Origin of the sequence: Natrarchaeobius halalkaliphilus, from assembly GCF_003841485.1 — an archaeon.
Taxonomy (GTDB): domain Archaea; phylum Halobacteriota; class Halobacteria; order Halobacteriales; family Natrialbaceae; genus Natrarchaeobius; species Natrarchaeobius halalkaliphilus.
The window spans coordinates 1-1,000 of record NZ_REFY01000011.1 but is presented as its reverse complement, the minus strand read 5'-3'; the positions used below and the strand labels follow the sequence as shown (position 1 = coordinate 1,000).

The following is a 1,000-nucleotide window of genomic DNA, read 5'->3' as shown; positions in this document are numbered from 1 at the left end:
ATACGCTCTTGCGAAGTAGATTGTTGATGGCGAGAGCAGCGGCTCAAAGTCGAAGAGGGCAAGGGCACCGCGCGAGCGGTGCCCGATATGTTCCCTGTGAACCGATTCGTGTCGGAATCGGCTGCCGCAGACCTGCTCCAACAGGTCCGCTGGCGTAACGGTGTCGAATGCCCCCGCTGCCGTTCTGACCTGACGGTCAGAAACGGCAGCTACCGGGTGTATCAGCGGTATCTGTGTAAGAATTGTGGTCGCACATTCAACGACAAGACCGACACAATTTTCGCTCATTCGAAGCTCACACTCAAAGAGTGGTACTTCACGATTTACGTGTTCTTACGCTTCAACACGAGCATTCGGCAGATCGAAGCTGAACTCGATCTCTCGTACAGAACGGTAAGACAGCGCGTCGAGCGCTTTGCCAGAGCGCTCGACGCGCCTTCGCTCACGCTATCTGGCCCGGTCGAGATCGACGAAGTATACGTCTCAGCGGGGCTGAAAGGCCGCGAGCGCGACCAGAAGTCGCGCTCCCGTGGCCTGTCCACGCGCGGTCGTGGCTCGTACGAGGGAGACAAACCACCGGTATTCACGCTTGTTGATCGTGGCAACGACCAGCGATACGTCGTGCCAGCGAAATCCGCCGACGAATCGACGGTTCGGCTCCTACTTGCGGACCACGAAGAGGAGCCACTGACAGTGTATACCGACGGATTTCGCGCGTACGACCCGCTTGAGAAGGACGACGCATTCGCCCGCGAATACGTCGTCCATGGCGATGGTGAATACGCTGATGGAGATGTGCACGTCAATACCTGCGAGAGCCACGGGTCGCTGGTGCGACCGTGGCTCTCGCCACATCGAGGAGTCTCGAAAGACAAGCTAACACCGTATCTCAGAGCGTTTCAGCTTCGACGTGAACTCTATAGAAAACCAGGCGATGAAGCTCTCAAACATGCTATCGATGCTGCGCTCTGAAAATCAACAACGTGCTTCACAAGAGCGA

At 56.9% G+C, this 1,000-nt stretch carries 1 protein-coding gene; it reads left to right on the top strand.

The features are described 5' to 3' along the window. Positions 1–87 precede the first annotated feature (87 nt). Positions 88–972 carry an IS1595 family transposase gene (locus tag EA462_RS17120; RefSeq protein ID WP_124179800.1) on the top strand — a complete coding sequence of 295 codons (885 nt, stop codon included), beginning with the start codon at positions 88–90 and terminating at the stop codon, positions 970–972. Positions 973–1,000: the final 28 nt, after the last annotated feature.

Bases quoted from the DNA above. Each gene is read 5' to 3' on its own strand.
- EA462_RS17120 (WP_124179800.1), top strand. From the start codon at position 88: ATGTTCCCTGTGAACCGATTCGTGTCGGAATCGGCTGCCGCAGACCTG.